Below are 23,910 nucleotides of genomic sequence, written 5' to 3' on the forward strand. Positions count from 1 at the left end.
CTTCAGTCTCGCAGCAGCAGGGCGCAGCAGCCTAATGTTTTTCGTCCGGCGCTGCATGCCAGTAAGCCGTGCGTGCCGTGGCCTGCAGATCCGGATGCTGCGGCAGGCTCACCTGCAACGAATGCAGACCCGCAGTCGGGTTCGTCGGTTGAAAGCTCAGGATGTAGCGATTGCTCAGGTCGTTGGCAAACGTCGTTAGCTGCAACTCCAGGTCCTTGCGATTGGTGAACGGCATGTACGTCCCGCCAGACAGCGCCGCCACACCCTCAGCCGCATTCGACTGCATCGCGCTCAACGCCTGCCGCAACGGACGGTCAAGGTTGAAGGTGTGCAGCAGGGGCGGGTGATCCGGTGACATAAACAGCGGCGGATTCTCTGGACTGCTGTGTTTCAGCTCATCTATCAGGTACGCCCTCTGCGCGTTGAAGCTCAGGCTGTAGATCGTGGTGTTCGTCTCGGCCAGTCGCCGCGTCATCTGCCGCAGAGCCTCGTCGCCCGCACGGAAGTGTTCATCGCTCACCAGCAGGATCAGGCGCCGACCGCGAGGATGCTGATCCCCAAACCAGTCCAGCCCATAGTCGATGGCATCCAGAACAGCGGCACCACCATCGCCCGGCTTCGGTTTTTGAAATGCATCGCGCAGATTCGTCGCGTCGTTTGAGAAGGGCCAGCGATCTTCCGGCTTGCTGTCGAACGTGATCAGCGACACGCGATAGCGCACTGAGCCCAGCGCATACTCCAGCAGGCTGCTGATGCCTGCGTAGTTGGCAAACTGCTTCGGTGCAGCACCGCCCGTCTGCAGCAGAACGATCACGGCCAGCGGCTCGCGACTGGCTTCTTCCAGGCGCAGCTTCTGCGGCACACCGTTATCGGTAAGCGTGAAGTCTTCGGCACGCAGCGTAACGTTCAAACCCGCGCTGGAGGTTGTCGTCACCCGCGTCGGCACCAGGACCAGCGTGCTCGTCGTCCGCAGCGTATCGGCCTGCTGCGCTGCGGCAGCAGTGGCCAGCAGCAACAAGACACCTGGCAGCAGCAAGCGTCGCATGCGTTACCGCCACACGGTGCAAACGGAGCGAGTAGACAGAGCCATGGCACCCTCGTGATGAGAATAAAGCGTGCCATCTCTCTATGGGTTGTTCTCGAAGTCCTTTCGCACGTCTTGATTGCGAACGACTGGCAAGGCGGGCTGTAGGCCCGCGACCTCCCAGCCCAGGGCGAAGCCCTGGGTCATCGTCGAGTTCCGGTGGTGCGGGCTGAAGGCGCGCGACAAAGACTGGAACCGCTTCCGCATCTCCCCTCCCGGAAGACACAGCTCTTACGCGCCCGCGAAGATCTCCCCGCCCAAATGCAAAGCTCTGACGCAAACAAGGCCCTATCCACCCGGAAGGGCACAGCTTCAGCTGTGCCGCCAATGCCTCAAATTAAGACCGGGCTTTAGCCCCTGAGGTCAGCTCTCTCGCATTGCCACGAAGAAGCCAGACGAAGAACCAGGAAGCGAAGCGGCTCTGCTTCTCAGCCCCAGAGCCATATCAAAACCATGCCCAAGGCACTCCCATACAGCTCAGTTCGCAAGCCGCGAATGCCCCGGAGTCATCTCCGCGCTCATCGTCAGCCGGTCCGCGGCGTCCTGGCACATGCGGACCATCTCACCGAAGGCCTCCGGCTCAAGCCGTATCGTGATACCGCCCACGGTCAGATGAATCGTCCCGCAGGAACACATGGAAACGCCGCCCAATGTCTTGCGTTCGGCGAGGGAGTACGTGTCGGAAATACACATAAGTGGTTCTCCTGGTCGTGCGTAGATAACGAACTATTGAAAACGAATCGCTCCGCAATGGGTGCGCTTCAACCGTCGAGTGCGGTCGTGAACGAAACAGCATCGCTTTCGGAGGGGAGGTCTTTAGCCTGCCGACTCAGCCAAGAAGGAAGAAGGCTTCAACCCTTGAAGGGCTTTCACGGGTCTCCCCTTACACCTCATTCGATGAAGGGACACGCTTTGCTTTCCTTTGCATGGTCCAACCTGCAAGGCTTCCTTGCGGGCTGAAGGCCCGCGACTTCCTAGCCCAGGGCGAAGCCCTGGGTTGCAGGGACCAGGAAAGCCAGCGGGCTGTAGGCCCACGATAAAAGGCCTATTGCCTCAAGGAATTCGGATCTCCTCGAAAGGGAATCTGCCCCTGCAACCCGGCCCCTCCATGCCGCCCTGAAGATCGCCCTCACTAAACGCCGCGCTGCGAGTAATACTCGGCAACCTGCTTGGCATTCAATTCAAACGGCACATGCATCGACCCGGGCAGTGACAGCAGGCGTCCATGAGTGTTGTTCTCCGGCATGGCGAACTGCAGGTAGCTGGGCAGCGTCAACCGTGGATTCGATCGCGCGGGTTCCGTCATGCTGCCGGCCGCATACTCGGTCAGCTTCACAAAGTCGCCCACACGCAGCACCATGCTCCCGATGTTGACCGCCCGCCCATTCAGCAGCACGTGACCATGCGAGACAAGCTGCCGCGCGGCAGCCATGCTGCGTGCAAAGCCCAGGCGAAAGACGACGTTGTCGAGCCGGCGTTCCAGCAGACTCAGCAACTGCTCAATCCAGTTCGATCCGCCGGAGGCAGCGATCGACTGCCGCACGAACCGGCGCAACTGCTCCTCGCGCAGCCCGTAGTGGAACATCACCTTCTGCTTCTCGCGCAGTTGCAGGGCATACTCGCTCAGCTTGCTGCGGCGGTTCTGGCCATGCTGGCCCGGTGGATAGTTGCGCTTGTCCAGCGCGCCAGGCTTGCCCAGGCCAGGCAACTCCAGGCCAAGTGCGCGCTGAATCTTGAACTTCGTCTTATGGCTCATCGTGGTGCACTCCTTCCGACGGATCGGGTTCAAACCCGCGTCTCACGCGGGTTCTCGGAAAGAGCAACGCCCCTCATCGCTGCTGCTTCTGGAACTAAGACTACTTCGGTCCGATATGTTATGACGCCATGCTTTTCATTGAATGGCGTGGATTCGCACCTGATCGGGCGTCCGTCCCAGTCGAATGGCTGGTCCCACAAAGTAGCGGGTGCCCCATGTCTCGCATTTGAGACATGGGATCGTTGCGCATCGACATTCGGCAGAGCCTTTCCTTCCCCAGTCAGGAGCAAGACATGGCACCCGTGGAGTCGACTCGGAGTTACACTCGCGCCATGCGTTTTTCCTCTCTCGTTCTCGCAGCATCGTTATCCCTCTCCTGCGTCTCGGCCGTTGCCCAGGCCCCAGCCACCGTTGCGGATGCGAAGGCCTTCCTCGACCGCGCCAATGCCTCGCTGCTCAAGGCCGCGGTGGACGGTAGCCACGCCGAGTGGCTGGCGGAGACCTACATCAACGAAGACAGCGAAGCCACCACCGCCCTGCTCAGTGAGCAGTCTTCGAAGTTGACCCTCGACCTGATCGAAGAGAGCCACAAGTTCGACAAGCTCACACTCCCCGCAGACATGCGCCGCCAGATGATGTTGCTGCAGGTGAACGCTCCCGCAGCGCCGCACGATCCAAAGCTGCTGGCAGAGGAGTCGCAACTGGCCGCAGCGCTGACCGGTGAGTACGGCAAAGGCAAGTACTGCGCAACGCCCGACAAGTGCATGAGCATCGATGAGGTCGACACCTTCATGGCTAAGACACGCGACGCCGACGCGCTGACCAAGGTATGGGTGGGCTGGCACAGCGTAGGCGCACCCATGCGGCAGAAGTACGCACGCCTGGCAGAACTGCAGAACATCGGCGCGAAGGAACAGGGCTACAAGGACACCGGCGAGCTATGGCGCGCGGGCTATGACATGAAGCCGGCCGAGTTCTCCGCAGAACTCAACCGCGCATGGACGCAGCTCGAACCGCTCTACCGCGAACTGCACACCTACGTGCGCCATCGCCTCATCGCAAAGTACGGCGCAGCCGCCGACCGTAAGGACGGCCTCATCCCCGCGCAATTACTCGGCAACACATGGGCGCAGGAGTGGGGCAACATCTACGACATCGTCGCGCCCACCGATCCGAAGCTCTCGCAGTTCAAGCCGCTCAATCTGGAAGCAGCACTCAAGCAGCAGATCGCCGCGAAGGATCCGGCAGCCGCAGCATCATTCGTCACCGCGGGCGACCTGACCGACGACAAGGGACACGCAGCGCAGATCGCCGCCGCGAAAGACATGGTGAAATACGGCGAGAGCTTCTTCACCTCGCTCGGCTTTCCTGCACTGCCCAAGACCTTCTGGGAACGCTCGCAGTTCGTGCATCCGCGTGACCGCGATGTGGTCTGCCACGCCAGCGCATGGGACATCGATCAGGTCGACGATCTCCGTGTGAAGATGTGCATCGAGGTCAGCGCCGATTACTTTCAGGTAGTCCATCACGAACTCGGTCACAACTTCTATCAGCGCGCCTACAACCAGCAGCCCATGCTCTTCCGCAGCGGCGCAAACGACGGCTTCCACGAGGCTATCGGCGACGCCGTCGCACTCAGCATCACGCCCGGCTACCTGAAGCAGTTAAAGCTCGCTGACACCGAACCACCCGCCGAGGCAGACATCCCCCTGCAACTGCGCACCGCACTCGACAAGGTAGCCTTCCTGCCCTTCGCCCTCGCTCTGGACACATGGCGCTGGCAGGTCTTCAGCGGCGAGATCAAACCCGCCGACTACAACAAGGCGTGGTGGCAGCTCCGCGCCAAGTACCAGGGCATCGTCCCGCCGGTCGAGCGTTCCGAAGCCGACTTCGATCCCGGCGCCAAGATGCACGTCCCCGCCAACGTCCCCTACGCTCGTTACTTCCTCGCACGCGTCTACCAGTTCCAGTTCTACAAGGCCATGTGCGACGCCAGCGGTTACAAGGGCGCACTCAACCGCTGCAGCTTCTACGGATCGAAGGCCGCCGGCGACAAGTTGAGCGCCATGCTCATGGCCGGCCAGTCACAGCCCTGGCAGCAGACGCTCAAGGGAATGACCGGTACCGACCACCTGGACGCTCAGCCCATGCTCGACTACTTTGCACCGCTCTATAACTGGCTCAAAGTGCAAAATGCAGCGGCGAATTAACGCCTTTGTACAAACTGTCTACTGAATCGTCTCAATAACGCGGTCCCACGCCCTCCAAAGCACACAAAAGGCGTGGGACCGCTTGCACATACGCATCCCGCGGGTTCATAATCCCCGGCACGGCACGTTCCATTGCACCGCCCCAGGCCCACGCCAGCGGGCCCCTGATCGACTTGGACAGAACTTCGCATTTGCAGCCAAAGACAAAGAAAGCAGACCAGCATGACCGAACAGGCACGCACCATCGGACTGACGTTGTCGAAGCGCATCATTGCAGGGCTCGTGGGGCCAGACGGCCTGATCGGCAGCCTGCACTCCTATCCGGAAGACCAGTATTACGAAGACGCCCTCGTTGAAATGCCACGCGAACACCTGATCGCCGCCATGTGCGAGCAGATCGTCGCCGTCGCAAAAGACAACAACGGCGCGGAGTTGAGCGGCATTGGCGTTGCGCTGCCTGGCGTCGTACGCCATGGAGTCGTGGACGATGCACCCAATCTGCCGCAGATGAAGGGCGCGCGAATCGTAGCGGAACTCACCACCATGCTGAAGGAGCAGGGAATCGAAGCGCCGGTCACCGCAGTGAATGACGCCGACGCCGCAGCGGCGGGCCTGGCACAACAGCAGGGCAAGCTCGACAGCATGATCCGCGTCTGGACCATCGGCACCGGCATCGGCTTCGGACGCTATCCCATGGTGGAAGGCGTTGGCGAGGGCGGCCACACCGTGGTGACTCTCGACGATCGCGAGACCTACTGCGGCTGCGGCGGACGCGGCCACATCGAAGGCATCATGGGGCACCGCGCCATGCGCCTGCGCTTTCTCGACATGGAACCGGAGGACGTCTTCGAGGCTGCTGACAAAGGCGACGCGCGCTGCATCGAATTCAAGAAGCTGTGGCACAAGGCCCTGGCCGCCGGCACAGCCAGCTCGATCCACATGTCCGGCGCCGGCAAGTTTTACCTGACGGGCTATAACGTTCGTTTTGTTGAGCTTCCGTTGCTGAATCACTATGTGCAGCAGATGGTCCGCATGAGTCCGCTGCAGGCGTTTTCCATTGAAATCCGTCCGGAGAACCTTGAGATGATGGTCGTAGGAGCTGCCGTCATCGCACGGACAACGGCCGTCTCGCCGACAACGGCCTGACAACACGCGCTGAATTGACGCGAGTCCAGGTTTGACCCGCTCTTTGCAGACCCCTATAATCCGTAGCATTGCCGGGCGTTTCGCCGGCGATGCGCCGTTTCTGGCGCTCGTCCGCACACCGCACAGGAGCAAGGCTAACGGTTGCCACCTACGGTGCCGGGCCATGACGGATCTTCGGGTCCCAAGGAGCAATACCAAATCTCATGAATTACGTCTCCAAGTTCTCGACGCTTGTCGTCGGAATCGCTACTCTTGCGTGCTCCCCCGCCATGTTTGCCCAGGCCGCCGCTCCGCAGCCGGCACCCGCTGCTGTTGCACCGCAGGCCATTCCCGCCAAGATCGCTCTGATCGCTTTCGAGCAGGCTGTCTTCGCAACCAACGAGGGACAGAAAGCTCTTGCTGATGTGGGCAAGAAGTTCGAGCCCCAGAAGAGCAAGATTGCTGCGGAAGAGGCGGAGATCGAAAGCCTGCAGAAGCAGTTGCAGGGCGCGACGACCATCTCGGACGAAGACCGCGCCAGCCGCGTTCGCACCATCGATGCAAAGCAGAAGGCATACCAGCGCGACGGTGAGGATGCTCAGGCTGCCTACCAGAGCGATCTGCAGGAGGCCTACCAGAAGGTCGCGCAGAAGTTCAACGTCGTGATGCAGAAGTACGCGAATGACAACGGCTACACGTTGCTGCTGGACGTTAGCGGTCAGCAGAGCGCTGTTCTCTTTGCTGCTCCCCAGACCGACGTCACCCGCGCTGTGATTGAGGCCTACAACACGCAGTCGGGTGTTGCAGCCCAGCCTGCCGCAGGCCCAGCACCGGCTCGCACCGCACCGCGTCCGGCTACCACTCCCCGGCCCGCTGCGAAGTAAGCCGCACCGTACCAAAGCAGTGTTTTGGAAGGGCAGAACCCAACGGGTTCTGCCCTTTCAGCGTTTGGCGACCTTCAAGCTCTCGCAGAGGTAAAGCACCGCCGCCTGTGGAAATTTCTGTGGATCGCTGTGCCGGTTCGGAACGGACCGCAATGTTACAAGGCACCGGACGCTTGACACTCGTATGAATTTCTCTTCGATCGTGCCTGAAATCAATAGTTTGTAGCGAGCTGCGAGATGAATAGAGCGTGAACGTGCGACTTCGCTATTTTTTTGAGAAATCGATGCTTTCCACAGATCGCCCTTGGCGTTCCTCAGGTCCCATAGCCCATTTAGGTCTTGCGCTCACCCTTGTGTTTGCGCTTACGGCCCACGCAAAGGCATTTCAGAGTCCTGCAGAGGAGGCTGGAAAGAGCGTTGGGCAACGGCTGGCAGATGACCTGACCTGGACGGTCCCGCAGCGTGATCAGCGCTTCGCTCACATGGACAGGGTCTTCCCGGCCCACATTGTCCGGCGCGGCGGTCCTGTGAAACGCCTCAAGCATGGTGCCGGCCTGTCGGGGGTGGACGTTGCGGCATATATGGCGGCAGAGCACCTTGCGGGCGTCCTGGTGCTGCAGCACGGTCGTGTGCGCGCCGAGCGGTATGCGCTGGGGCTGACACCGGGGGGCCACTGGACGAGCTTCTCGATGACCAAGGCCGTTACGGACACGCTGGCCGGCGCCGCACTGCACAACGGAGCGCTACGCTCTCTGGGCGATGACGTGACCGCCTATCTGCCGGAGATGCGCGGCAGTGCGTATGACGGCGTGACGATTCGGCAGTTGATGACGATGACCAGCGGCGTCCGCTGGAATGAGAACTACACGTCAGCCGATGCGGACAATGTCCGGCTCTACACGACCGAAGCTCCGCCCGGAAAGAACAGCACTGTCGAATACATGCGGTCGCTTCCGCGCGAGGTCGCACCCGGCACGCGCTGGCACTACAACACCGGCGAGACCGACCTGCTGGGTGTGTTGCTGCGTCGCGCGACGGGGAAGACGCTGGCCGGACAGCTCTCCGCCGCGGTGTGGCAGCACGCCGGCATGGAACACGATGCAACGTGGATCGCTACTGCTTCCGGTGCCGCCGGTGAGGAGTTCGGTGGCTCTGGGCTGTCAGCCTCGCTGCGCGATTTTGGACGGCTCGGCTTGTGGGTCTTGGACGGCGGCGGTGCCACCGTACCCGCGGGCTGGTTGGCAGAGGCAACGACGGCGCAGGTGAAGGCAGGCGGCGCGGCTTACGGCTATGGCTGGTGGCCGCAACCGGACGGCAGCTTCGCCGCGCTTGGCATCTTCGGTCAGTCGATCCTGATCGACGCGAAGCGAAGGCTTGTCATCGTGACGCTGGGCGACTGGCCGGAGGCCTCTGGGGCTGCGCACTCCGCAGCGCGTGCGGCCTTCTGGGCAAAGGTGAAGGCTGCGATCGACGGAGAACGAAGGTAGCGTCTCGATCCCGACGCATCTCAACTCCCGTGATCGCAGCCCTTCCACGCCGAGCTTAGTTCGTCGGCACCTTCCAGATGTCCTTGCAGTATTCCCGGATGGTGCGGTCGCTTGAGAACTTGCCGGAGCGTGCGGTGTTCAGTAGCGACATACGACCCCAACGCACCGTGTCGCCGTAGGCGCTGCCCGCCTCGGCCTGTGCCGCGGCGTAGGCGTCGAAGTCTGCCATGACAAAGTAACGATCCGTCGTCGTCAGTTCTTTTACCAGCGGCGCGAACAGGTCGCGATCTCCGTTGGAGAAGCGGCCGTCGCGCAAGCCATCGATCACTTCTTTCAGTGCAGGGCTCTTGTCGTAGTAAGTGTTTGGACTGTAGCCGGTCCGCGTCAGGTCGGCGATCTGCGGAGCGGTGAGGCCGAAGAGAAAGAAGTTATCTTCGCCGGCCTCTTCGCGGATCTCGATGTTGGCGCCGTCCAGTGTGCCGATGGCGACTGCGCCATTCATCATGAACTTCATGCAGCCGGTGCCACTGGCTTCCAGGCCCGCCGTGGAGATCTGCTCAGACAAGTCAGCCGCGGGATAGATGCGTTGTCCCACCGATACCGAATAATTCGGCACGAAGATTACCTTCAGCAGGTCGCGTGTCTGCGGATCGTTATTGACCAGGTCGCCGACCGTGCAGATCAACTTGATGATCAGCTTCGCCATCGTGTAACTGGGTGCGGCCTTGCCGCCGAAGAGGAAGGTGCGTGGTGTCAGGTTCTTCGCGGTGCCGTTCTTGATCGCGCAGTAGAGCGACAGAATATGCAGCGCGTTCAGGTGCTGGCGCTTGTACTCATGCAGCCGCTTCACCTGTGCGTCGAACATCGACTCCGGATTGATGTCGATTGACATGGTCCGCTTGATGAACGCACCCAGCCGAGCCTTTGCACCCTCCTGGGTCTTGCGCCAGCGCTGAAGAAATCCGGTGTCCGTTGCGAAATGCTCGAGCGCCGTAAGACCGTACAAATCCTTGTGCCAGCGTGTTCCGATGGTCTCGTCGATCAACGCCGTCAGATCCGGATTGGAGAGCATTAACCAGCGGCGCGGTGTCACTCCATTGGTCTTGTTGCTGAAACGTTCCGGGAAGGCCTCGTAGAAATCCTTCAGTGTGCTTGCTTCCAGCAGGTTCGTGTGCAACTCTGCAACACCGTTGATAGCCTTGCTGCCAACGACAGCGAGCTTCGCCATCTGAACGCTGCGTTCGCCATCTTCGCCGATGATGCTCATGCGGCGCATGCGTGCATCGTCGTTGGGAAACTTCAAGCGCATCGCGTCGAGGAAGTGCTCGTTGATCTCGTCGATGATCTCGAGATGGCGCGGCAGCAGGTTGCCGAACATTTCCAAAGGCCAGCGTTCCAGCGCCTCGGGCAGCAGTGTGTGATTGGTGTAGCCAAAGGTGTTCTGCGTCACACGCCAGGCTTCGTCCCACGGCATGGCGTGCTCATCCATCAACAAACGCATCAGCTCAGCAATGCCGATGGAGGGATGCGTATCGTTCAACTGCACGGTCCACTTCTTATCGAACTCGTTCAGGGGCTTACCGAACGTCAAGTGAAGTTGCACCATGTCCTGCAACGAGCAGGAAGTGAAGAAGTACTGTTGCATCAACCGCAGGCGCTTGCCTTCGATCTTCTCGTCGGGTGGATACAGCACCTTGCTGATGGTCTCGGATTCCATCTTCGCTCGTACCGCCCCGGTATAGTCGCCCGTGTTAAAGGTGGCCAGGTCGAAGCTGTCGATCGCCTCACTCTTCCATAGGCGCAGGCGGTTGACTGTCTTGGTCTGATAGCCGGGGATGGGTGTGTCATAGGGAATGCCCTTCACACACTGGCCGGGGATCCACTTGTGTCGCAGCGCGCCTTTGTCGTCGGTGTAGGTCTCTGTATGACCGAAGAAGCCTACCTGGTACGACATGGATGCTGCGATCTCCCACGGGTTACCGAACTGCAGCCACTTGTCGGACTTCTCTACCTGCCATCCGTCCTGAATCTCCTGGCGGAAGATGCCGAACTCGTACCGCAGGCCGTAACCGACGACGGGTGTGTTGAGTGTGGAGAGCGAGTCAAGAAAGCACGCTGCAAGCCGGCCGAGTCCACCATTGCCCAGGCCTGGTTCCGGCTCCTCACAGGCGATGGTTTTCAGGTCCAGGCCAAGCTCGTTCAGGGCCTCGGTCATCTGCCGAGTCAGGTCGAGATTGAGCAGGTCGTTCTCAAGGTGCGGTCCCAACAGGTACTCGGCGGAGAGATAGCCGACCACACGCACGTCCCGATCGCGATAGGTCTCGATCGTGTCGAGCCAGTTGTCCATGAGGCGATCGCGCACCACGGCGGAGAGCGCGTGGTACTGATCCAGCGTGGTCGAGTACTCAAGCGGCCGACCGACCGTGTGCGTCATGTGGTTGCGGAACGAGATCTCAAGGTCCTTTGCGGAGGTTCCCGAGCGGTTCTCGTTAGGCTGCGTCTCCTGCGCCTGCTGGTTTGGTTCATGTTGCTGAGGCGCGGGCTGCTGCTGTTCCTGCATGGGGCTCATCGGGTCTCCGTGAATGCGTGTCTTCTTTGGGATGCGCGACAGAAGGCTTTGGCTCGCGCTCTTTTCTCCAGCGTGTGCATTGCGCATGCTTTCGCCGGTATCGTGGAAGAACGATGCTGCGTTATGCGATTACAGACCGACAAATGTTTCCCGGAGATGAACAGGCCCGCCGCGAGGCGCTTATCGCGCAGGCCGCGCGCTTATCTCGCGATGGTGTGGAGTACCTGCAACTGCGTGAGAAAGACCTCTCGGAGAGCGAGACCGTTGCGCTGGTGAAGGCGGTTCGCGCTGCTTTGCTTGAGGGCGGCGGCGCCCCGAAGCTGCTGCTGAACGGCACGGCAGCGCTCGCGCAATGGGCCGGTGCCGATGGTGTTCACCTGTCGTCCACAACCTTCTCGCAGAACCTGCAGACGATGCGCGGTCTGATCGTCAGCGCATCCTGCCACACCATCGCAGACGTGCGCCGTGCTGCAGAGTTCGCAGACGTGATCCTGTTTGGTCCGGTCTTTGAGAAGCGCGTCGCAGGCGAGTTGGTCAGCGAAGGTGTTGGGCTTGATCGCCTTCGCGAAGCTTGCGCTGAGGCTGAGGGCTTGCCGGTGTTCGCGCTGGGTGGCGTGGATCACTCGAACGCTCAGGCTTGTGTGGATGCGGGAGCGGCTGGTGTCGCGGGGATTCGGATGTTTGCCTAGCGTTTACTTCTGGCAGGTCTTGCAGAAATGCGTTGATCGTCCACCGAGCACAATGCGCTGTACCGGGGCGGCGCAGTCTTTGCAGGGCTCGCCGGTGCGGCTGTAGACGCGGTGTTCGAGTTGGAAGAAGCCGCGTACGCCGTCGGCGTCTACGTAGTCGCTGACGGACGAACCGCCCAGTTGGATCGCGTGTTTCAGCACCGTCTGTAGTGCCGCGTGCAGCTTTGTGAGTTCGGCGCGGGTCAATCGGCCCGCGTGTCGCTTGGGTCGTATGCCTGCGCGGAAGAGGCTTTCGTCTGCGTAGATGTTGCCGACCCCGTGTAGCAGCGATTGATTCAGCAGGGCCGATTTAATCGGAGTCTTGCGGCCTTTGAAGAGTGCGACGAAGTCGTTGAGTGTGATCGTCAACGGTTCTTTGCCGGGGCCTTCGTATTCGGTGCCTTCGTCAACGATGCCGACGCGGCCAAAGCGGCGTGGATCGACAAAGCGTACGTCGCGGCCGTCGTGCAGATGCAGTGTGACGTGCGTGTGCGGGGGCATGGGGACGTCGCGTTTGCTCACGAGGAGGCGGCCTGTCATGCCCAGGTGCACGGTCATCTGTGCGGCCTTGCGGTCGCGTTGCGAGATGTCCATCACGATGGTCTTGCCGACGCGGCGCACGCGTTCGATGCGCGCTCCGGTGAGCGTCTCTTCTAGGTGCGCAGGCGTGGACTTGAGTGGCTCTTTGTGGGGGCCGATGGTGATTGCGTGGATGCGTGCGCCGCGCACGCGCTCGTGTACGCCATTGGCTACGGTTTCTACTTCAGGGAGTTCCGGCATCGCTAGGATTGGATGCGGCCGGGCGGCGGGCGCTTCCGATATGCTGGTGTGAGGTTTTTACCGCAAAAGGGAGCAGCACCCATGGCCTCACTGATCGACGCGATCGACGTCAAGCGCAAGATGTACTTCGAACTTGAGGGCGTGCCTTATCACTGCCTTGACAAGGAAATCAGCACGCCGACGGCGCGTGGCGGGCAGACGCTGGTTCGTTTGAAGATGCGGAATCTGCTGACGCGCGCGGTGTTCGACAAGACTTTTAAAGCGGACGACAAATTCAAGGAACCAGACCTGGAAGATGTTGAAGCGACATACCTTTACAACGACGCAGATGGCGCTTATTTCCTGGATCAGACCAGTTTTGAGACGCTTCAGTTGAGCAACGAAATGCTCGGCGACGCGCTGGAGTTCCTGCTGGAGGGAACTGCCGTCCAGATCGAGAAGTTCGAGGGCAATCCCATTGGTCTGCAGTTGCCGATGCATGTCGAACTGACGGTCAAGGAGACGGAGCCGGGCTTCAAGGGTGACACCGCGACCGGCACGACGAGCAAGCCGGCGACGATGGAGACGGGACTGGTCATGCGGGTGCCTTCGTTTGTGAAGGAAGGCGACAAGATCAAGATTGCTACCGAGGGTCGCGAGTTCGCCGGACGGATGTAGACTTCGGGCGATATCAGACAAACGACCCCAGCGGCTTGATCCGCTGGGGTCGTTTGTTTTGCTGAGAGGTCGCTAGATGATGTCGTAGTTAGGGCGGAAGTCGTTCTTACCGGGGAATGCCATGCCGATGGAGCGGGCGACGGTTGTGTTGCGGGCCATGCGGACTACGCGGACGCCGAGAGCGAGTGCCTTCGGTGCCTTGCCGCCCACCCACAGGTTGCTGAGCGGCTGCATGACGCCGGCGCGGTCCTTGTGAAAGGCTCGCTCATCCCAGCGCTGCCAGCCGGGCATGAAGTCGCTGTAGTCGGTGACGGCGTCGAGTGTGGAGCGGAGGATGCGAAGCTTCCAGGGCTGCGCGTACTGGGCCATGAAGAGGACGTGGCTGCGGCGTTCTACGCGAATCTCATGCACGAACTCGTGGAAGCTGGTGGCGCTGGTCAGATTGATGTTGGCGTTGGGTTCCATGCCATGGCGGTCGCCGCCGCTGATGAGCAGGTGCCCGGTCTCTCGCGCCATGGCGGTGACTTCGCGGTTTTCGCTGGCGTGGCGCAGACCATTCAGCTCCAGCGCGTGCATGAAGTCGCCGTTGACGGCGAGGAAGCGCCGTACCTCGGCCATGTGGACCTCGCGGCCTACGGAGTAAAGGTCCCAGATGGGGTGATTGAAGACGATCAGCACCTGCTTGAGGGAGTGCAGGTCGCGGAGGATCTTGTAGACGACGGATTCGTCTGGCGAGGCGGTGGCGACAGTGAAGCGCTCCATCCACATGCGGGCGTCGGCTGTGGGCAGGTTGTGGATGCCCAGGTGGAAGCAGGTGCGGCCGAAGGGCGCCGTCCACTCTACGGAGACGGGAATGTTGCGTGCGTGGGGGACGGTGCGCAGCAGCATGGGCGCTTCCATGTTGTCGTGATCGCTGATGGAGACGAGCGGATGCAGGCCGAGGTTGGCGATCTGGGTGAACTCGAGGTCGAAGGCCATCAGTGGCTGCAGGGGCGGTCGCCAGTGGGCGCTGACAAAGTCCAGGGTGAGGGCGTGGTTCTTATGGCATTTGGTCGTGTAGTGGGCGAAGAGCTTCTGCACGAACGGCAGGCCTTGCGACATGTCCTGAATGAAGCTGAGGCTCTCTTCCGACATGCTGGTGTGGCTGTGCAGCGAAACGCCGGTGCGGTAGTCCGCGATGACGCCTTTTTCTTTCCAGATGCATGAGATCTCGGACCGCACTGCCATGCGTTCTGCCCCCTGGCGGAGCGTTCAGATCCGCCTACGGACAGAATGAGCGGATGAAGCGACGGGAACGTTATCGGCGGAAGAATAGAGGCACAAAGGACGGTGCATCTTTCGTGACGGCCGCGTTGCCAGACGATGAACGTAGTTTCCCTATGTTTGCAGGCGGCTGCAACCGGGGTGTTCTGGAACGGTTCTCTTGCGCCATCGCGTCTATGTTCCGGGTAGCCGGTATAAAATTGTTTGGGAAGACGTTCGATCTTCGTTCGCCAACCTGCTTTGCATCCAAGACAATCGCGACTTTGCTTCGCGGCCCGCGCGCCGCGACCCTTGTGCGCCTGCGGAGATTCGGAAGTTTATGACCATGAAGAAAACGGCTGTAGTACTTGGCGCTCAGTGGGGCGATGAGGGTAAGGGCAAGATTGTTGATGTCCTGAGCGAGCGGTACCAGGTAGTGGCTCGCTATGCTGGCGGTCACAATGCTGGCCACACCGTCATCATTGAAGGCAAGAAGTTTGTCCTTCACCTGATCCCGTGCGGCGTTCTGCGTCCGGGTTGCCTCGGCATCATTGGCAACGGTGTTGTGGTGGATCCGGCGGCGCTGCTGACGGAGATCCGCATGCTGAAGGAGCAGGGCCTGCCGGTGGACGGACAGTTGTTCGTATCGAACCGTGCGCAGGTGATCCTGCCGTACCACCGCATGATTGAGCTGGCAGCAGAGAACGCGCCGGGCCGCACGAAGATCGGCACCACCTCGCGTGGCATTGGGCCTGCGTACGAAGACAAGATGCACCGGAACGGTCTGCGCATCGTGGACCTGCTGAACACGCAACTGCTGCGCACGCACATTACGAATGCCTGCAACGAGAAGAACCAGATTGCGCATGCGCTGTTCGGCACGGAGCCGCTGAACCCCGTAAAGATCTACGAGGAGTATGCGCGGTTTGCCGAGCAGATTGCTCCGTACGTCACCGATACCGCGGTGCTGCTGAACAAGGCGATCAAGAACGGCGAGTCGGTGATGTTTGAGGGCGCGCAGGGCGCGCTGCTGGACATCGACCACGGCACGTATCCGTTTGTCACGTCGTCGTCTGCGACGGCGGGTGGAGCGGTGATTGGCACGGGCGTTGGACCGACGACGATTGGCACGGTCATTGGCGTGACGAAGGCCTATGTGACGCGTGTGGGCGAAGGCCCGTTCCCGACGGAAGACTTCACGGCTGCCGGCGACGAGCTGCGTGCGCGTGGGCAGGAGTATGGCGCGACGACGGGTCGTCCCCGCCGCTGCGGCTGGCTGGATCTACCGTTGCTGCGTTACTCGAATATGATCAACGGCACGGAATGGCTGGTGGTGACGAAGCTGGACGTGCTGGATTCACTGGCGGAGATCCCGGTTTGCACGCACTATAAGATCGACGGCGTTGAAACCGATGTGATCCCTGCGGATATCCGTCAGTTCGATCGGATTGAGCCTGTGTACAAGAATCTGCCGGGCTGGCAGACGTCGACGGTGGGCGCGAAGAGCTTTGAAGACCTGCCGGCGAATGCACAGAAGTACCTGAACTTCCTGGAAGCGGAGAGCGGCGCACGCATCGGTATGGTGAGCACCGGTCCGGATCGCAGTGAGACGTTTGCCGTGCCAGACTTTGACATTGCAACGAATGCAGGAGTGAAAGCATGATCTCGTTTACGGTTCGCATGCGGTTTGCAACAGAGGATCGCGCCGAGATTCGGTCGATCCTGCAGAACCTGGGCGCTGCGTCGCGGCAGGAGCCGGGCTGCGGCAACTACGTGGCCCACACGGTCGAGAGCGATCCGGACACGGTCGTGATCTATGAGCAGTACCGCGATGCGGAGGCGCTTGAGGCACACCGCAGTTCACCACACTTTGAACAGTGGGCAACCAACGGGCTGTACCGCAAGATGCGCGAGCGTTCGCTGGAGACGTTGCAGGAGATCGTTTAAAAAGAAAGCCCGCAGGCGAGGCTTTGTGCGCGAAGATGAGGAGACCGGTACTCGCTGAGTTCCGGTCTTCCGTTTTTGCGGAAAGAGCCCTAGAAACGTGATGCTCATCACGGATGATGCAACCGTTTTGACGGAGCATGAATCCTGGGAATAGGATGCCCTACGCGATGGAACTTCGGTTCTCCATCCCGGCACGCATTACCCGCTCCGTAGCGGCGGTGATGCTGTTGTGCCTGCTTGCCGGCACCGTTTTGTCTGCGGATGCTGCCAAGACCGTCAAGCTGAAAAAAGAGAACAAGCGCATGGAGTCTCGCGAGATCGAGGTTCTGGAAGAGTCGTGGCGGCAGGCACTGCTCAAGGGCGATGCGACTCTGCTGGAGAAGATGCTGGGCGATGACTTTCTCGCGATCTCCGCCAACGGAACGTTGAGCGATAAGCAGCAATACTTGAAGCGCCTGGGTTCGCACGCCAACCAGTTTTCACGGATCGACCTGATGGATACGAAGGTTCGCGTCCAGCAGACGTCCGCGGTGGTTACCTCGCAGGCGCGGGTGACGGGACAGTTGGACGGCCGGCCGATCGATGGTGTCTATCGCTATACGAAGGTGTACGGCCGCACGGCGGGTGGACCGTGGCGTGTGCTGAACTTTGAAGCGACGCGTGTGTCCGGTCCGCATATCGATGAGACAGACATGCATCGCGGCATGCCGATCGAGATGAATCCGCACGGACGGTAACGAACCGCGCGCGTGCAGTTGCAGAGACACAAAGGGCCCCGCAGAAGCGGAGCCCTTTTGTACATCCTGAGGGAGGAACTGTTTACGCGACGCGCAGCGTCTGCATGGCAGGTACGGAGTGCACCGGCTTGAGATTGAGTGCAAGGAGACGCCGGTCGAGGGAGCGGGTCATGCCGGTGATGTGTGCATCTTCCGGCTCTGTGGAGGCTACGGCACTGCGGCGTCCATGGATGGAGCCTGCAGTTAATAGGGTTGCCATCTCCGGCTTGCGCGCAGCCATGCCAGAGACGATACCCGCATCGGCGCGCCAGGAACGATGTGTCCCGATCATAGAATTACCCCGATTGTGGTTCGTTGTGGGCCTAGCGGCCCGTTGGTAACTCGAAATCCTGTTACGTAATGGGACGGCATTCCCCATTTGGGAGTTGCCCTGCCATATTCTTCAACGGGGATTGCGTCTACCTGGGAGGTGAATCTGCACAAGTGCTGGTTCTAAGTCACTTACACGACACAACTTCGGATTAGAGAATGGGCTGGTGGAGGCTCTGGCGTAGGCGCGTCCAGGTAGTTTCGAGTGATTCGGGGAGGACGCGTGTCTCGGCTGTGGCGGTCATAAAGTTACTATCCCCGAACCAGCGGGGCAGTACGTGGAGGTGGAGGTGTTCTGCGACGCCGGCGCCGGCTGCTTCGCCCAGATTCATGCCAAGGTTGATGCCGTCGGGACGGTAGACGTCTCGCAGCATGGTTTCCATGCGCTGGGCGAGCGACATCATCTCGGTTGCGGCGTCTGCCGGCAGCCTGGCGAGGGAGTCCAGCCGCTGGTAAGGAACGACCATGATATGACCGGAGGTATAGGGGTAGGCGTTGAGGCAGACGAAGTTGTGCTGTGCCTGGAGCAGGACGCCGCCCGCCTTTTCAGCGGCGGTGGCGGACATGGTGCCGCTGGCAATGCCCCATCGGACCGCGCCGATCAGGTTCAGGAAGACCGAATCGTGATTGTCCGGGAAGGCTTCCAGATCAGACGGGACGCCGGGGCGAGTGGGTTTTGAGCCGGTAATGTAGGAATAACGCCACGGAGTCCAGAGCCTGTCCATGTGTGGAAGTATAGGTCGTCTGGGTGCGGTGTCGCGGACCCGGCTCGACGAGCGTTCCCCATTGGTGGTGTATTCGGACGCAGCTTAGGCGGCATACGATAGGCGAGAGGTTTTCCCGATTTTGGCCATCTTCAAGATCATCACGTTCCTGATCCATGCGATCGTGCAGGCGGTGGCGTCGCTGCTGATGGCGGTGTTCACGCACGTGGTGCCCGCACTGCTGGCGGTGGTGGCACTGCTGGCGTTGACCGTGGCGGTGTGCACGACGTGCGGCATCGGTAGCCTGGCGTTCCTGCGGCGCCGGAAGAAGCAGGGCGAGTAAGCGCCCTACCGAGGCCTTATCGCGGGCCCTCACCCGCGCCGAACCGATAGACCAGACCGAGCGAGATGACCGTGCTGTGAACGACTCCCCCCTTGGGGACCGGTGTGTTCCAACGCTCGACCTGCCCATCCAGCTTGCCGGAGAAGTGTTGCGTGACGTCGTACTCGACGCCAGCGCCACCGGCATAGACGTTGCTGGCAGTCTGGGTGTAGAGCAGGTTCGACACGACGTAGCCGCCCTGCTGATAGTTCATCTGGCCGCGCCCAAAGAGGCCATCCACGTAGGGGCGCAGCCGTCCGTTGCTCGAGGGTTCTCGGGCGATCCGGAGGCCGCCGAGGATGTTCCTCTCCCCGACGATCTTGCCGGAGTATCCGGGATACCTGCCACGGGCTTCGACGCCTACCGTGTACCGGCCTAGGGAATAGACACCCACGTCAAAACCGGCCGTCACAGAAGCGTTCTTGCCCCCTGTCCAGGAAGTCTCCCCATAAGCTTCGAGTCCCGTAAAGACGCCAGACCCCATGACGAAAACTGATGGCGAGATCGTTCGGCTAGCCGTCGCGACGGCTTGGGCGCTGGCATCGGCCGAGGTTGCAAGTCCAAAGAAAACACTTGCGCACAATAAGGGCATGTAGGTGGACTTCACGCCTACATTATCCCTGATGCCAAGCGCCGCTGCACCAAAAGTATGCAAACAACTGCATACTTTTAAGGCGTTCGATCCGACGTGGAGTCCGAAGCCATCTTTTCGTAACACCAAACGGTGATTGACATGGTGAAAATCAGCTCACGGGCGCTTTTCTGATTTCTAAGTGGGCTTCGGCCGGCGGGCGTTGCCACCTGCTTATTTGAGGACGATCTGGGCGAGTGCCTTTTCGATGATTGCGTAGCCGGCAGCGTTGGGGTGTATGCCGTCTACGAAGTACTCAGGGTGCCCCTGGAGCGGCGTGAAGATGTCGATGTACCCATACCCCTGTGCCGCGGCGAGTGCTCGAAGGCTGTCGTTTACGGCGCTGGAAGAGGCGTCCAGGTTCCTGCCAGCGTAGGTTATGGGGCCGAGCGAAATGATGTAGACGTCGATCTTTGCCGCACGCGCCTCCTGAGCCATGGACGCGATGTTGGCCGAGATGGTGCCGGGCGGATCCTTCACCTGCTGGATGACGTCGTTGCTGCCGACCTGGATGATGACGCGGGCGTACCCGTGATTAAGGACGTCGGTGGTGAAGCGCTGTAGCACCTGGCTGCTGGTCTGACCGGCGATGCCTGCGTTGTGCCGGGGGAGCGGCCAGTAATGCATGATGGAGGCGCCAATGAAGACAGAAGTGGCGTTCAGCGCGGGACTCAACGTGGTGGGAGGCTGGACCGGGGGCGCAACCGGGGCTGGCGCAGGTGTTGGTGTTGGGGTCGGCGTGGGGGTTGGGACCGGCGTTGGGGTGGGGACCGGCGCTGGGGTGGGAGTTGGCGTCGGGGCAGGAGTCTGTGTTGTGCCTGCGGGGTTGGGGTCCGCGATCGAGGTAACGACGGTTTGACAGCCCGCGAGTGCCAGCAGGCCCATCGACGTGAGGAGCAGCGGGAGCCTGCGCGCCCAGCGTCGCCCCACCTGAATTTCGAGCATGGCGTCAGGTTACTTGGTAAGAGGCCTTACCTTGAAGCCGAAGATTGGCGCTTTTGATGACGTCGATATTTTGTTGGTGGGGGCTTGGTATTCGCGCGGCTTCAGACCGATCGTCCAGCGCCATGCGTCGAAAGTTGCGATCCAGTTGCCTAAAAGAAGACTGCCGCCGTACGCGAAGACGAAGAGCGCCGCGCGGAGGAGGAACTTCATGGCAAGGCCAGCGTCGTCGACAAAGCCTGGGCGAAGTCCGTGGTCGAGTGCGACGAGCCCGATGCGCAGCATAAAGGTGTGGAGAAGGTAGATGGAGTAAGTCTGTTGGCGCACGTTGACGAAGCTGGGCCAGGATACGGACTTCAACTTGAAGAGTAAGAGCACGACCAGGACGGAAAAGATCTGATTGCTGAGTCGCAGGGTGTTGAGCGGATCGGAAGAGTGTCGCGCGACGAGGATTCGCACTTCCGCGACGGACGCCAGATAGGACAACACTGCGAGAGCGCCGATGGCCACCATTGGTACGCGGTCGATGAAGCGGCTGAGACGTGCGAAGTTACGCGCGGCAAAGCTGCCCAGCCAGAGATAGCTGACGAAGGCAAAGAGAGCCGACGTGTGCTTTGGGGAAAACCATTCCCCGTAGATGTTGGCTACGTACAGGAAATTGACTGCGAAGAGTATCGCTCCGAGCTTCACGCTGTACAAGTAGCGGCGGAAGAGCATCAAGGTGCACATACCAATGGCGAGATTGGGGACGAACCAGAAGGCACTTGAGAATGCGGCCAGATTCAGGTCCGTCTGCAGCATATGTCGCCAGGACGCGGCGGAGGAGGTCGTGATTCGCTGATGCGCGACATCTCCGGCGAGGAGATAGATCAGAAGCAGTCCGAACCAGAATGCCCATGGTGCTAGAAGGATCCGAAGTCTTCGGGATAGGTAGGGCAGTGCGGCGGAAGTTGCCATCCGATCTCCCAGGAGGAATCCCGAGATCAGGAAGAAGCCGATCGTGCCGTACTTCACTAAACAATCTACGGCGTAGGGGATCACGCCCTCCACCGGCTTCGCACCCAGCATTATGTTTGCGTGCAGACTGACCACGCCAAGCATGCTCCAGAAGCGCACAGCGTCGACAAACAGGTACTGCTTGGGCGTGGCTGGCGCGGCGGAGATTGTTTGTGACAACGCAGTGATCCTCAAGTGAATTCTCGAGTCTTAAGGTCTGCTATCTGCGATGGGAGTGTCACTCACACGAAGGACGTAATCTTATGCCGATGTTCCGTTTTGATATCACTTTCCCGAATTGAAACGCGCTGACCGCTTGCGCTTCACTGCGTGGCGTAGTTTGGCGGAGAGGCGTGCTGTTGTTGAGGATGGTGGCGTCTTGTCAGGCCAAGATCGATGGCCTATGTGTAGCTGTGGGGCCGGCTAGGTGATCTTCGAACGCATCAGTCCCGTCGTCAGAAGTCGAGTGAACAATTGATGGCACTTCCAAAGAAGTTCACGTGCCAGTTGGAGTGCGGACGATTGACTATCAAGCCCAGGAGATCCCACGGGATGGAGGTGTCGGATTACCTTCCATGCCCCATTCCCATGGGATTTCTCTGATCTGCTTGTCGCTTTCAAGGCGATTCAATTGGGGCGCTCCGAGCGCTGCGATCTAGCTACCAGGTCTTGGTCCAGACCTCTGCAATGGGGTACTTATTTGCGGCGCTAGGCTGATAGCTGCTTCGGCTGATCCACCAGCGTAGGCGTGCGTCGGCGTCTTCGGCGAAGGTTGAGTCGGACTTTACTTTGTTGTCGAACTCGGCCCATAGTTCTGGGTGGTCGGCTGCCATCCTGGTTGCGATGGGTACGGAGAGGTATTCGCCTGCACCGATGCGGCCGAAGCCTTCGAAGATGGCGTCCATGAAGCCCCAGCGGACGAGGGCGTCGGGCGCGGCGGGGTGCAGCATGGCCATGATGATGCGGGCGCGGGGCTGGTTCATGGGTACGTAGTAGCTGCCGGCGGGCATGTGCATCTTCTCTGTGACGGGCTGAAGTGTGTAGTCGGTGAAGGTGCGGCCTTCAAAGGGTGTTGGCTGTTTCTTAGCGCCGGTGAAGCGCCAGGTGTCGAAGGTCTGGTCGCCCAGATCTTTTGTGGTGCGTTCCATGACGACGCCCTGCAGCGCGAGTTCGTCGGCGATGGACTTCCATGCGAGCGGGATGAGGAAGCCGGTGGGTACGGGTGCGGCTGCCGTGGTTTCGACGCCGTCGTGCATGTTGACGGTAAGGTCGTCTTTCTCTGCGGTGAAGTGCATGACGGGCTTGCCGGTGATGGGGCTGACCTCGCTGACGCGCTTGAGTGAGTGATAGACGATGGGGTGCGATGTGTCTGCGGTTTTGCCGCCGAGGAACATCTGCTGGTCTTTGTGGCCGGCCATGGCTGCGTCGGCTGCGTCGCTGTCGCGGACTGCTTTGCGCAGCGCCTGCGGGGCTTCTGCGACGATGTCGATGGAGTGAACCATGATGTCGTAGTTACTCCACGCACGTGTCTTTGCGGTCTTCAACGAGTGTGTTTCGACCAGCAGGCATGGGCGGTTTCGTGCGCCGGACCAGTAATGGCTGTAACGCGGGGAGAAGACCTCGACGTTGAAGTCACGTAGGCCGTTGGTGCTGGCGCGAGAGGAGCGTGCGGCGCGATTGGCTGCGTCGCCACCGCCGGCTGCAGGTGGTGCGATGGTTCCGCGTGCTGCCGTGGCGTTTGCCATGCCGGCACCACCGGTGCCCGGGAAGTCGCCGCGCAGACCACCGTAGGGAGAGACGAGATGGCCATCGGCTTCCATGCGCTTGTTCAGCTCCGGCACGAAGCGGTTGTTCACCCATGCGCGGCTGCCGGGCCCGATGTCCTCGTGTTGCGTCATGTCCCAGGTGACGTCGTACTGGTAGTCCGCGCCGTCGGTGACGTGGTTGTCGAACATGAAGTCGGGGAGCCAATCGTTGTAGAGCTTCAGGAAGGCGCGCATCTCGGGTGCGTCGGCTTTGAGGTAGTCACGGTTCAGGTTGAGCTGCTGTTCCTGAGGACGCGTGCCGGTGATGTCTGGCCCTTGCTGTTGTGGGCGATTGAAGGGGCTGCGGTCTTCGTGTCCGTCGATCTCAAAGAGCGGGATGATGACGAAGATGGCCTTGTCGAGCCATGCGGTCTGATGCGGGTGGTTCGTTACGGCCATGTCGCGGATGAGCATCAGCGCGGTGTCTTTGCCTTCGATCTCGCCGGAGTGGATGCCGCTCTGGATGAGAACGACAGCTTTATCCGTCTTGTGCGCGGCTTCCGGTGTGAAGGCCTTGTCTTTGCTAACGATGATGGCGGTCATCGGGCGTCCTTCGGGCGTGGTGCCGAAGGTGACGACCTTGATGTATTTCGAACGCTTCTCATACAGGCGGGCGAGGTCGATGACCTCCTGATAGCGAGCAGTCTTCTCCCACTGTGACTTCTCGCCAGTGGTCAGCAGGTCAGCGGCGACACCGGCAGAACTATCTGCGAGCGATCTTGCGACCTTTCCGGCGGGTGGTTCGTACATGCTGTGTGGGCGCAGCGGCTCAATCTGCGCGTTTGCGCCGACGGCTGAAAGATAGAGTGCGAGGCCTGCGAAAGCGAGAGCGGGAGCGGCGAAACGTCGTGCCATGCCGAGAAACTCCTAAGTAT

General features: G+C 60.7%; 23 protein-coding genes. 10 read left to right on the forward strand and 13 right to left on the reverse strand.

Annotation, left to right across the window (positions count from 1 at the left end):
* Positions 1-31: 31 nt before the first annotated feature.
* The 4 genes from TERRO_RS01470 to rpsD form a co-directional block, all read right to left on the reverse strand.
* The gene (locus tag TERRO_RS01470) at positions 32-1,045 is read right to left on the reverse strand and encodes a vWA domain-containing protein (protein ID WP_014784218.1); all 1,014 of its coding nucleotides are present in this window, start codon (positions 1,043-1,045) and stop codon (positions 32-34) included.
* A gap of 81 nt (positions 1,046-1,126) precedes the next feature.
* Complete coding sequence (locus TERRO_RS23000; RefSeq protein WP_014784219.1) at positions 1,127-1,291, reverse strand: hypothetical protein; 165 nt, start codon at positions 1,289-1,291, stop codon at positions 1,127-1,129.
* 270 nt (positions 1,292-1,561) lie between these two features.
* Complete coding sequence (locus TERRO_RS01475) at positions 1,562-1,777, reverse strand: hypothetical protein (protein WP_014784220.1); 216 nt, start codon at positions 1,775-1,777, stop codon at positions 1,562-1,564.
* A gap of 439 nt (positions 1,778-2,216) precedes the next feature.
* Positions 2,217-2,840, reverse strand: coding sequence for a 30S ribosomal protein S4 (gene rpsD, locus TERRO_RS01480; protein WP_014784221.1), 624 nt, complete (start codon positions 2,838-2,840; stop codon positions 2,217-2,219).
* Between the two features lie 332 nt (positions 2,841-3,172).
* On the opposite strand from rpsD, the gene TERRO_RS01485 reads away from it, so the two are divergent.
* The 4 genes from TERRO_RS01485 (at position 3,173) to TERRO_RS01500 (ending at position 8,546) form a co-directional block, all read left to right on the forward strand.
* Positions 3,173-5,050 (forward strand): M2 family metallopeptidase, encoded by a 1,878-nt coding sequence (locus TERRO_RS01485; RefSeq protein WP_041592842.1) that lies wholly within the window; start codon positions 3,173-3,175, stop codon positions 5,048-5,050.
* A gap of 222 nt (positions 5,051-5,272) precedes the next feature.
* Positions 5,273-6,196, forward strand: a complete 924-nt coding sequence (locus TERRO_RS01490; protein ID WP_014784223.1) for an ROK family protein — start codon at positions 5,273-5,275, stop codon at positions 6,194-6,196.
* A 203-nt stretch (positions 6,197-6,399) separates the two neighbouring features.
* On the forward strand, positions 6,400-7,059 hold the full coding sequence (locus TERRO_RS01495) for an OmpH/Skp family outer membrane protein (RefSeq protein WP_014784224.1): 660 nt from the start codon (positions 6,400-6,402) through the stop codon (positions 7,057-7,059).
* Positions 7,060-7,412: 353 nt separating this feature from the next.
* Positions 7,413-8,546 carry a serine hydrolase domain-containing protein gene (locus tag TERRO_RS01500; RefSeq protein WP_052313248.1) on the forward strand — a complete coding sequence of 378 codons (1,134 nt, stop codon included), beginning with the start codon at positions 7,413-7,415 and terminating at the stop codon, positions 8,544-8,546.
* 55 nt (positions 8,547-8,601) lie between these two features.
* On the opposite strand, the gene TERRO_RS01505 is transcribed toward TERRO_RS01500, so the two are convergent.
* Positions 8,602-11,115: a glycogen/starch/alpha-glucan phosphorylase gene (locus TERRO_RS01505; RefSeq protein ID WP_014784226.1), complete on the reverse strand. Its 2,514-nt coding sequence runs from the start codon at positions 11,113-11,115 to the stop codon at positions 8,602-8,604.
* Between the two features lie 113 nt (positions 11,116-11,228).
* On the opposite strand from TERRO_RS01505, the gene TERRO_RS01510 reads away from it, so the two are divergent.
* Positions 11,229-11,804: a thiamine phosphate synthase gene (locus tag TERRO_RS01510; RefSeq protein ID WP_014784227.1), complete on the forward strand. Its 576-nt coding sequence runs from the start codon at positions 11,229-11,231 to the stop codon at positions 11,802-11,804.
* Positions 11,805-11,807: 3 nt separating this feature from the next.
* Here TERRO_RS01510 and mutM read toward each other — a convergent pair whose 3' ends face one another.
* Positions 11,808-12,623: a bifunctional DNA-formamidopyrimidine glycosylase/DNA-(apurinic or apyrimidinic site) lyase gene (gene mutM / locus TERRO_RS01515; protein ID WP_014784228.1), complete on the reverse strand. Its 816-nt coding sequence runs from the start codon at positions 12,621-12,623 to the stop codon at positions 11,808-11,810.
* Positions 12,624-12,704: 81 nt separating this feature from the next.
* Here mutM and efp point away from each other — a divergent pair, with 81 nt between their 5' ends.
* Complete coding sequence (gene efp, locus TERRO_RS01520) at positions 12,705-13,280, forward strand: elongation factor P (protein ID WP_014784229.1); 576 nt, start codon at positions 12,705-12,707, stop codon at positions 13,278-13,280.
* A 72-nt stretch (positions 13,281-13,352) separates the two neighbouring features.
* On the opposite strand, the gene TERRO_RS01525 is transcribed toward efp, so the two are convergent.
* A complete protein-coding gene (locus TERRO_RS01525) occupies positions 13,353-14,507 on the reverse strand; it encodes a hypothetical protein (RefSeq protein ID WP_014784230.1) in 1,155 nt (384 codons plus the stop codon).
* 355 nt (positions 14,508-14,862) lie between these two features.
* On the opposite strand from TERRO_RS01525, the gene TERRO_RS01530 reads away from it, so the two are divergent.
* From TERRO_RS01530 to TERRO_RS01540, 3 genes are all read left to right on the forward strand, one after another.
* On the forward strand, positions 14,863-16,185 hold the full coding sequence (locus TERRO_RS01530; RefSeq protein ID WP_014784231.1) for an adenylosuccinate synthase: 1,323 nt from the start codon (positions 14,863-14,865) through the stop codon (positions 16,183-16,185).
* Positions 16,182-16,469: a putative quinol monooxygenase gene (locus tag TERRO_RS01535; protein ID WP_014784232.1), complete on the forward strand. Its 288-nt coding sequence runs from the start codon at positions 16,182-16,184 to the stop codon at positions 16,467-16,469. Before TERRO_RS01530 ends, TERRO_RS01535 begins: the two co-directional genes overlap by 4 nt.
* 167 nt (positions 16,470-16,636) lie before the next feature.
* On the forward strand, positions 16,637-17,206 hold the full coding sequence (locus tag TERRO_RS01540; RefSeq protein WP_014784233.1) for a nuclear transport factor 2 family protein: 570 nt from the start codon (positions 16,637-16,639) through the stop codon (positions 17,204-17,206).
* 82 nt (positions 17,207-17,288) lie between these two features.
* On the opposite strand, the gene TERRO_RS01545 is transcribed toward TERRO_RS01540, so the two are convergent.
* Together TERRO_RS01545 and TERRO_RS01550 are read right to left on the reverse strand one after the other, a co-directional pair.
* Complete coding sequence (locus TERRO_RS01545) at positions 17,289-17,537, reverse strand: hypothetical protein (RefSeq protein ID WP_014784234.1); 249 nt, start codon at positions 17,535-17,537, stop codon at positions 17,289-17,291.
* Between the two features lie 190 nt (positions 17,538-17,727).
* Positions 17,728-18,300, reverse strand: a complete 573-nt coding sequence (locus tag TERRO_RS01550) for an HIT family protein (RefSeq protein WP_014784235.1) — start codon at positions 18,298-18,300, stop codon at positions 17,728-17,730.
* A gap of 121 nt (positions 18,301-18,421) precedes the next feature.
* Between TERRO_RS01550 and TERRO_RS01555 the strand changes: the two genes are divergently transcribed.
* Positions 18,422-18,622: a hypothetical protein gene (locus TERRO_RS01555; protein ID WP_014784236.1), complete on the forward strand. Its 201-nt coding sequence runs from the start codon at positions 18,422-18,424 to the stop codon at positions 18,620-18,622.
* A gap of 16 nt (positions 18,623-18,638) precedes the next feature.
* Here the strand turns inward: TERRO_RS01555 and TERRO_RS23005 are convergent, their stop codons facing one another.
* The 4 genes from TERRO_RS23005 to TERRO_RS21715 form a co-directional block, all read right to left on the reverse strand.
* Positions 18,639-19,073, reverse strand: coding sequence for an outer membrane protein (locus tag TERRO_RS23005; RefSeq protein ID WP_157178219.1), 435 nt, complete (start codon positions 19,071-19,073; stop codon positions 18,639-18,641).
* A gap of 393 nt (positions 19,074-19,466) precedes the next feature.
* Positions 19,467-20,237: an SGNH/GDSL hydrolase family protein gene (locus TERRO_RS22565; protein WP_014784238.1), complete on the reverse strand. Its 771-nt coding sequence runs from the start codon at positions 20,235-20,237 to the stop codon at positions 19,467-19,469.
* A 9-nt stretch (positions 20,238-20,246) separates the two neighbouring features.
* Positions 20,247-21,410 (reverse strand): acyltransferase family protein, encoded by a 1,164-nt coding sequence (locus TERRO_RS01570; protein ID WP_014784239.1) that lies wholly within the window; start codon positions 21,408-21,410, stop codon positions 20,247-20,249.
* A 479-nt stretch (positions 21,411-21,889) separates the two neighbouring features.
* Positions 21,890-23,890 (reverse strand): M14 family zinc carboxypeptidase, encoded by a 2,001-nt coding sequence (locus TERRO_RS21715; RefSeq protein ID WP_014784240.1) that lies wholly within the window; start codon positions 23,888-23,890, stop codon positions 21,890-21,892.
* Between the last annotated feature and the right edge of the window lie 20 nt (positions 23,891-23,910).

It is taken from the genome of Terriglobus roseus DSM 18391, assembly GCF_000265425.1.
Taxonomy (GTDB): Bacteria; Acidobacteriota; Terriglobia; order Terriglobales; family Acidobacteriaceae; genus Terriglobus; species Terriglobus roseus.

What these genes read in the sequence shown, in the direction of transcription:
- TERRO_RS01540 (WP_014784233.1), top strand. Translation starts at nt 16,637, where the DNA reads ATGGAACTTCGGTTCTCCATCCCGGCACGCATTACCCGCTCCGTAGCG.
- TERRO_RS01525 (WP_014784230.1), bottom strand. Translation starts at nt 14,507, where the DNA reads ATGGCAGTGCGGTCCGAGATCTCATGCATCTGGAAAGAAAAAGGCGTC.
- TERRO_RS01470 (WP_014784218.1), bottom strand. Translation starts at nt 1,045, where the DNA reads ATGCGACGCTTGCTGCTGCCAGGTGTCTTGTTGCTGCTGGCCACTGCT.
- TERRO_RS01550 (WP_014784235.1), bottom strand. Translation starts at nt 18,300, where the DNA reads ATGGACAGGCTCTGGACTCCGTGGCGTTATTCCTACATTACCGGCTCA.
- TERRO_RS21715 (WP_014784240.1), bottom strand. Translation starts at nt 23,890, where the DNA reads ATGGCACGACGTTTCGCCGCTCCCGCTCTCGCTTTCGCAGGCCTCGCA.
- TERRO_RS01530 (WP_014784231.1), top strand. Translation starts at nt 14,863, where the DNA reads ATGACCATGAAGAAAACGGCTGTAGTACTTGGCGCTCAGTGGGGCGAT.
- TERRO_RS01535 (WP_014784232.1), top strand. Translation starts at nt 16,182, where the DNA reads ATGATCTCGTTTACGGTTCGCATGCGGTTTGCAACAGAGGATCGCGCC.
- efp (WP_014784229.1), top strand. Translation starts at nt 12,705, where the DNA reads ATGGCCTCACTGATCGACGCGATCGACGTCAAGCGCAAGATGTACTTC.
- TERRO_RS01505 (WP_014784226.1), bottom strand. Translation starts at nt 11,115, where the DNA reads ATGAGCCCCATGCAGGAACAGCAGCAGCCCGCGCCTCAGCAACATGAA.
- TERRO_RS01490 (WP_014784223.1), top strand. Translation starts at nt 5,273, where the DNA reads ATGACCGAACAGGCACGCACCATCGGACTGACGTTGTCGAAGCGCATC.
- TERRO_RS01475 (WP_014784220.1), bottom strand. Translation starts at nt 1,777, where the DNA reads ATGTGTATTTCCGACACGTACTCCCTCGCCGAACGCAAGACATTGGGC.
- TERRO_RS01510 (WP_014784227.1), top strand. Translation starts at nt 11,229, where the DNA reads ATGCTGCGTTATGCGATTACAGACCGACAAATGTTTCCCGGAGATGAA.
- mutM (WP_014784228.1), bottom strand. Translation starts at nt 12,623, where the DNA reads ATGCCGGAACTCCCTGAAGTAGAAACCGTAGCCAATGGCGTACACGAG.
- TERRO_RS22565 (WP_014784238.1), bottom strand. Translation starts at nt 20,237, where the DNA reads ATGCTCGAAATTCAGGTGGGGCGACGCTGGGCGCGCAGGCTCCCGCTG.
- TERRO_RS01545 (WP_014784234.1), bottom strand. Translation starts at nt 17,537, where the DNA reads ATGATCGGGACACATCGTTCCTGGCGCGCCGATGCGGGTATCGTCTCT.
- TERRO_RS23000 (WP_014784219.1), bottom strand. Translation starts at nt 1,291, where the DNA reads ATGCGGAAGCGGTTCCAGTCTTTGTCGCGCGCCTTCAGCCCGCACCAC.
- TERRO_RS01495 (WP_014784224.1), top strand. Translation starts at nt 6,400, where the DNA reads ATGAATTACGTCTCCAAGTTCTCGACGCTTGTCGTCGGAATCGCTACT.
- rpsD (WP_014784221.1), bottom strand. Translation starts at nt 2,840, where the DNA reads ATGAGCCATAAGACGAAGTTCAAGATTCAGCGCGCACTTGGCCTGGAG.
- TERRO_RS01485 (WP_041592842.1), top strand. Translation starts at nt 3,173, where the DNA reads ATGCGTTTTTCCTCTCTCGTTCTCGCAGCATCGTTATCCCTCTCCTGC.